6 protein-coding genes are annotated in these 6,588 nt (G+C 67.3%); 2 read left to right on the forward strand and 4 right to left on the reverse strand.

The window, feature by feature from the left end; genetic code table 11:
* The 3 genes from FJY73_13635 to glnA all read right to left on the reverse strand — a co-directional run.
* The coding region (locus FJY73_13635) for a hypothetical protein (GenBank protein ID MBM3321699.1) at nt 1–299 on the reverse strand (299 nt) is incomplete at its 3' end.
* 329 nt (nt 300–628) lie between these two features.
* Nucleotides 629–1,495: a hypothetical protein gene (locus tag FJY73_13640; GenBank protein ID MBM3321700.1), complete on the reverse strand. Its 867-nt coding sequence runs from the start codon at nt 1,493–1,495 to the stop codon at nt 629–631.
* Between the two features lie 165 nt (nt 1,496–1,660).
* Entirely contained in the window at nt 1,661–2,986 is a 1,326-nt protein-coding gene (gene glnA / locus FJY73_13645) for a type I glutamate--ammonia ligase (GenBank protein ID MBM3321701.1), read from the reverse strand.
* 253 nt (nt 2,987–3,239) lie between these two features.
* Here glnA and FJY73_13650 point away from each other — a divergent pair, with 253 nt between their 5' ends.
* Nucleotides 3,240–4,325: a type IV pilus twitching motility protein PilT gene (locus tag FJY73_13650; GenBank protein MBM3321702.1), complete on the forward strand. Its 1,086-nt coding sequence runs from the start codon at nt 3,240–3,242 to the stop codon at nt 4,323–4,325.
* Nucleotides 4,322–5,779: a DUF4388 domain-containing protein gene (locus FJY73_13655; protein ID MBM3321703.1), complete on the forward strand. Its 1,458-nt coding sequence runs from the start codon at nt 4,322–4,324 to the stop codon at nt 5,777–5,779. The genes FJY73_13650 and FJY73_13655 overlap by 4 nt, the downstream gene beginning before the upstream one ends.
* Before the next feature lie 18 nt (nt 5,780–5,797).
* Here FJY73_13655 and FJY73_13660 read toward each other — a convergent pair.
* A partial coding sequence (locus FJY73_13660; protein ID MBM3321704.1) for a DUF3387 domain-containing protein occupies nt 5,798–6,588 on the reverse strand: 791 nt, incomplete at its 5' end.

Raw genomic sequence — 6,588 nt, forward strand, 5'->3', positions numbered from 1 at the left:
CCGTCCGAAGTCCCCGCCGTGTCCTCCGCTCCGAAGGAATACTCGGAGCAGACGCACGCGCATTCGGAAAGACCAAGAAGGAGATCGAGATGGGAGAGCGACTGCGGGGTTCCGGTCGCCCACGAGGCGGTAAGCGTGTACTTCCAGTCGCCGAGCTTCTCGCCGGCCGGCTCCGCCGTCACCTCGCCGGAGACGCAGCCCGCCGCGACGACATCTGTTTGCGCTGAAACGCCCCCCGCGAACACGAACCCGAGGAGCGCGAACATTCCACACGAAGCACGAAGATCCATACGATGCATACGACACCTCCTCCTCCTCTCATCGGCGGAGGAGGCGCCGCGCTTGACGGGGAGAAAGGAGAAACGCGCACTGGAACGGGTCTGGGCTAGCCTGGGTTGTGCACGCGTTTTCGTCGCGAGGACGCGGAGCGCGTGCCGAGAGGCCGACCTGGACGAGCCGCTCCCGGAATCGTAGTCCCGGCCCCCCCGGCGCGCTAGGACTTGTCGCTCGTAACCGTCGCGACAAGGTCCAAGCGCGCCACGGGTCCCTGATGAGGAAGCGGCGACGGAAGGGAGGCCTCGTAGGCCGCAATCCGCGTCCGCAGCAGGAAACGGGTGCACAATCCAGGCTAAAAGTCCTCGGGACCGAACCCCGGCATCTCCCCGCCCGGCGTCCACGCCCCCCGGTCGGGAGGGCTCGGGATCTCGACGTCGGGAGGGACCATGCGCGTGACGAGCGAGGAGGTCTGGTGGCAGATCGGAACCGCCGCCGCCGGGGGCGTGTTCGGATCCTCGCGCCAGTCGAGGTAGTAGTACTCCCAGTCCGGGTTCGCGCGCGGATCGATCCGATCGGGAAGGAGGTCGATCCTCTCGAGGATCGCCTTCCGGTTGATGATCGGGCAGAAGGCGTGGCTCCGGAGCCGCGAGAGGAGAAGCCGGCGGAGACGGTCCTTGTCGAGAACGAAGACCTCGTCCTCGGTCATATGGCCCGAGCGCATCCAATCGTCCTCGTTGTAGAAGCCGAAGCCGAGCCGGTGGCATCCCCACCAGTTGAACCATTCACAGCTTTCACCGAAACAATACTGGTTCGGGTTCGGGCTCGACTGCCGGTCCTCGTAGCAGTAGTAGCCGCCGTAGAAGAAGGAGCGCCACGACTCCTCCCTCCCGTTCACGTAGAGCCGGAACGACTTCCAGCCGCGCACGAGGTTCGCGAGCCGGAGGAACGCGCTCGAGTCGGCGGCGCGAAAACCGACGCGATGGATCGTGAGGCCGTCCCGCTCCTCCGTCCGGTAGCTCGGGTTCGTCCGGCAAAGCTCGAGCGCCGCGGCATAGCTCGGCGAGTGGCTCTTCTGAAACTCGATCTCCAGCCAGCGGGGAGCCTCCGGGTCCCCCCGGCGGCCGACCTTCTCCCCGGAGAGCGCCTGGCCGCACCGGGGGCAGAAGCTTTCGATTCCCTGAAGCGGGTTCCCGCAGGATGAGCAGCTTGTCTTCTTCATGGCGCCTCCCCTCCTCCCGAACGAACGGGGAGACCGCGCGAAGGACCGCTCGGTCTCCTTGGAACACCGAAAGTATACCGCGTGCGACGGGGTCCGGCAACGGCGGAATCGGGGACGTCGTTGCGTACGTTCCGGTCCGAGCGGAACGAACGGAACTGGGTCCCCCTAGTACACGTTCAGGTAACGCTCGACCTCCCACGCATGGACCTGGGCGGAGTACTCTTTCCAAACCGCCCGCTTCGCCTCGATGTAGTGGCGCGCGATGTGCGGCCCGAGCGCGTCGAGGATCACCGGGTCCTTCTCCATCGCGTCGAGCGCCTCCGAGAGATCCGCCGGAAGCTCCGTGATCTTGAGGCGCTTTCTTTCGCGCTGGCTCATCCGGTAGACGTTCTTGTTCACCGGAGGGCCCGGATCGATCTTCTTCGCGATGCCGTCGAGTCCCGCCCGGAGCATGACCGCGAGGGCAAGGTACGGGTTCGCGCTCGGATCCGGGCAACGGAGCTCCACTCGCGTTCCGATCCCGCGTCGATCCGGAACGCGAACGAGCGGCGAGCGGTTCTTCTCCGACCAGGTGACGTTCGTCGGCGCCTCGTAACCGGGGACGAGCCTCTTGTACGAGTTCACGAGCGGGTTCGTGATCGCCGCGAAGCCGCGCGCGTGGCGGAGAAGCCCGCCGATGTAATGGAGCGCCGTCTCCGAGAGCTGATACGGCTTCCCCTTCGCGTAGAACGTGTTCGTCTTCCCCTTGAAGAGGGACTGGTGCACGTGCATCCCCGATCCGTTGACCCCGAAGAATGGTTTCGGCATGAAGGTCGCGTGCATGTTGTGCGCGTTCGCCGCCTTGCGGACCACGAAGCGGAAGGTCGTGATGTTGTCCGCGGTCGTCACCGCGTCCGCGTAGCGGAAGTCGATCTCGTGCTGCCCCGGCGCCACCTCGTGATGGGCCGCCTCCACCTCGAACCCGGTCTTCTCCAAGTACTCGACGATGTCGCGCCGCACCTCCTCCCCGCGGTCGACCGGAACGAGATCGAAGTAGCCGGCCGCGTCGTGCGTGGCGTGGCGGACCTCTCCCCGATCGTTCCGCTCCAGGAGGAAGAACTCCGCCTCCGGGCCGACCATCATCGTGTACCCGAGCGCTTCCGCCTCGGCGACGACGCGCTTCAAGGCGCTCCGCGGGCAACCCGCGAAGGGGCGGCCGTCCGGATACGCGACGTCCGAGATGAGCCGCGCGGTCCGCCAATCCGATTGCTCGCGCCACGGGAAGATCCGGAACGTGCCGAGGTCGGGTTTCAAGATCATGTCCGACTCCTCGATCCGCGAGAACCCCTCGATCGAGGAGCCGTCGAAGAGGATCATCCCGTCGAGCGCTTTCTCGAACTGGCTCTCCGGAACCTCGACGTTCTTGTTGACCCCGTGGATGTCGGTGAACATGAGCCGGAGAAACCGGACATTCTCCTTCTTCGCGAGCCGGAGGATCGCTTGCTTCGTCATCGCCGTTTCTTCTCCCCTCGCGCGGTGGGAAGGCCTCGCGCGGCCCCGCGGTCTGCGGGTTCCCGGGTCGGTCAAAGTGCGCCGGATTTCCGGAGCACTTGGCCGGAATATCGGCATTTCGAGCGCCTTCGTCCACCGAAATCTGGACGCGTGCCCCTCGAAAGCGGGCCGTCGGGCGCCCCACGGGGGGCGCCGGATCCGCTCATCCCCCCCCAGGGGGGGCCGATAAGCGGGGAGAAGGGGGGAACGCGCCGTGGCGCGGATCGACGCCATCTTCCGCATGGTCATGGAGAACGGGGCCTCGGATCTCCACATGGTCACGGGGGCGCGCCCAATGCTCCGCGTCCAGGGGGAGCTTCGCCCGATCGACTACGCGGAGCTCACGCCAGACCTCGCGAACGCCCTTCTCGGGGAGATCCTCACCGACGCGCAAAAAGAGGAGATCGAGGCGCAAGGGGACGTCGATTTCGCCTACGAGGTCCCCGGGGTCGTCCGCCTCCGCTGCAACGTCTACCGCCAGCACCGGGGGATCGCCGGCGCCTTCCGACTCCTTCCGAACCGGATCCTCTCGGTCGAGGAGCTCGGTCTTCCTTCGCACATCAAGGAATTCTGCGACCAGGTGAAGGGGCTCGTCGTCGTGACGGGGCCTCCCGGGAGCGGGAAGTCGACCACGCTCGCGGCCCTCATCGACCACATCAACCAGACCCGGCGGAAGCACATCCTCACGATCGAGGATCCGATCGAGTACATCCATCCGAACACGCAGTCACTCGTGAACCAGCGGGAGGTCGGCCGGAACGCGCGCTCCTTCCCGCGGGCGCTCCGAGCGGCGCTCCGCGAGGACCCGAACATCCTTCTCGTCGGCGAGATGCGCGACCTCGAGACGATCCACCTCGCCCTCACCGCGGCGGAGACCGGACAACTCGTCTTCGGAACGCTGCACACGACGAGCGCGCCGCAGACCGTCGACCGGATCATCGACGCCTTCCCCGCGGACCAGCAGGATCAAGTACGCGTCATGCTGAGCGAGGGGCTCCGCGGGGTGATCGCGCAGAAGCTCATCCCCCGCGCGGACGGAAAGGGCCGCCTCCCGGTCGTCGAGATCCTCGTCGCCACGAAGGCGATCGCGACCCTGGTCCGCGACCGGAAGACCTTCCAGATTCCGTCCCTCATGCAGATCGGGAAGAAGGAGGGGATGCAGCGCCTCGACGAGGAGATCGTCCGCCTCGTCCGCGAGGGTCTGGTGAGCCCGCAGGACGGCTATTTCTTCGCGAACGAAAAGGACGCGATTCGTCCCTATCTCAAGGAAACCGCCCCCGCGAAAGGAAGCCGCTCGTGAACGGGCGACCCGACCCTTCCCGCCCCGCCGCCGGCCCGAACGATCTCATCGGATCGCTCCAAGTCGTGAGCCTCCTCGATTTCTGCCAGTTCCTTCTCCTCAACGCGAAGAGCGGGACGCTCGCTCTCTTCCATCGCGGAGGGGTCTCGCGCCTCTTCTTCCGCGGGGGGGAGATCGTGAACGCGCTCGACGAGAGCCGCGGAGTCGAAGGCCGCGACGTCGCGCTTTCCCTCTTCCGAATCCGCGAGGGGGGCTTCCGCTTCCGGCGGGAGGAAGTTCACGAGAAGCGGCGCATCGAGGAGAGCACGGAGAACCTTCTTCTCGATGCGGCGCGCCGAATGGACGAGATCGGCGAGGCGCTCCCCTCGGCCGGATCGGAAGGTTCACGCGAAAAAGATGTACGCGAGAAGCAAGAGAAGGGGGAAGCGCTCCGGCGCCTCTTCTCGAGTCTCGAGGAGGATCTCTCGCGGAACGCGGAGCTTCCCGGCCTCGAGGAGATCCTTCGCGAGGCGGAGGAAGGGGGCGCGGACGGCGTCCTTCTCGCGGCGGGGCAGGCGCCTCTTCTTCTTCGCGCGCACCGCGTGCTCCGCGCGCTCCCCGGGACTCTTCGCGCCGACGACCTCTCCTCCTTCCGGCGCGCGCTGGAGGGGAAGGAGGAGATCCGGTGCGGCGAGGGGTTCTATCGCCCGTCGGGAGGATCGGAGGAAGCGAGCCTCTTTCTCAGAAGGCGCGGGCCCGCCCCCTCCCTCGCGGAGGCGAACGTCTCTCCGGCGCGGATCGAGTCGATGCTCGCCGCCCCTTCGGGCATTCTTCTTCTTGTCGCGGAGACCCCCTCCGCGCGGCGTCTTCTTCTCGGCGGGTTCCTCCGTCTTCTCGCCGATCGGAAGGAGCTCGCCGTCCTTCTCGGGGAGAAGCCCGCGGAGGAGCACGGGGGGTTCGTCCTCGGGGTCCCGTTCGAGGGAGAGCCGCCGGAGAGAGAGCGCGCGCTCGACCGCATCCTCGCGGGCCTTCCTCCGGCGCGGATCGCGCTCCCCGAGCCGCGCTCCGCCGCCGACGCGCGCCTTCTTCTCGACCTCGCGCGCCGCGGTCATGTCGCCGTGACCGCGCTTCCCGGAAGGGACGGCGGCGAGGCGCTCCGTCGGGCGGCCGCGTGGTTCCGCGAGGACCGCTCGCTCCAGGGGCTCGCCGCGCACCTCACGGGGGTCGTCTCGCTTCAGTTCCACGCCGGTGCGGGCGGGCGGGCGATGCCGGTCACCTCCGCGGCGCCGGTTTCGACCGACGCGCGCATCGCACTCGAAGAGGAGAACTTCTCCGCGTTCGCCGCGGCCCTCGAGCACGCCGCCGGCGAGGACGGCTTCGCCGGCTCCCTCCGCCGCCTCGCCGAGTCGAACCACATCGAGAAAGGCGAGGCGGACCGCCTCGCCTCGCGGCTGGCCTCGTCCGTGATTGCGTAGACCGAGGTTCTCGCTCCCTCAAGCCGCCGCCCACATCTCCGACAACACCTCCGCCTGCTCGAGCACCGTCTGCGTCGCCTTCTCTTGCTTGTCGGGCGGGTAGCCGTAGCGCCGCAAGATCCGCTTCACGAGAACGCGGAGCTGGGCCCGCACGTTCTCCCGGATCGTCCAGTCGATCGTGACGTTGTTTCGGACGGTGGCCACCAGCTCGCGGGCGATCGTCCTCAAGGTCTCGTCGCCCAGAATCCGGACCGCGCTGTCATTCGTCTCCAGCGCGTCGTAGAACGCGACCTCCTCCTCGGACAGGCCGAGCTTCTCGCCGCGGGCCCCGGCCTCGCGCATCTCCTTGGCAAGCGCGATCAGCTCCTCGATCACCTGGGCCGCCTCGGTGGCCCGGTTCTGATACCGCCGGATCGACTGCTCGAGCATCTCGGCGAACGAACGAGCCTGCACGAGGTTCTTGCGCCGCCGGGTGTTGATCTCCCCCGAGAGCAGCTTCCGGAGGAGTTCCACCGCCAGGTTGCGCTGCGGCATGCCCTTCACTTCGGCCAGGAACTCCTCGGACAGGATGGAGATATCGGGCTTGGCCAGGCCCGCGGCCGCGAAAATGTCGACCACGCCCTCTGAAGCGACTGCCCGAGAGACGATCTGCCGTACCGCGTAGTCGAGTTCCTCCTCGGTCCTCGCCTCGCCCGGCGCCCGTTTGATCAGGCTCGCACGCACCGCCTGGAAGAAGGCGACGTCGTCGCGGATGCGGAGTGCATCGGGATGCGGCACAGCCAGCGCGAACGCCTGCGACAGTTCTCGCA

Source organism: Candidatus Eisenbacteria bacterium (assembly GCA_016867715.1).
Lineage (GTDB): Bacteria > Orphanbacterota > Orphanbacteria > Orphanbacterales > Orphanbacteraceae > VGIW01.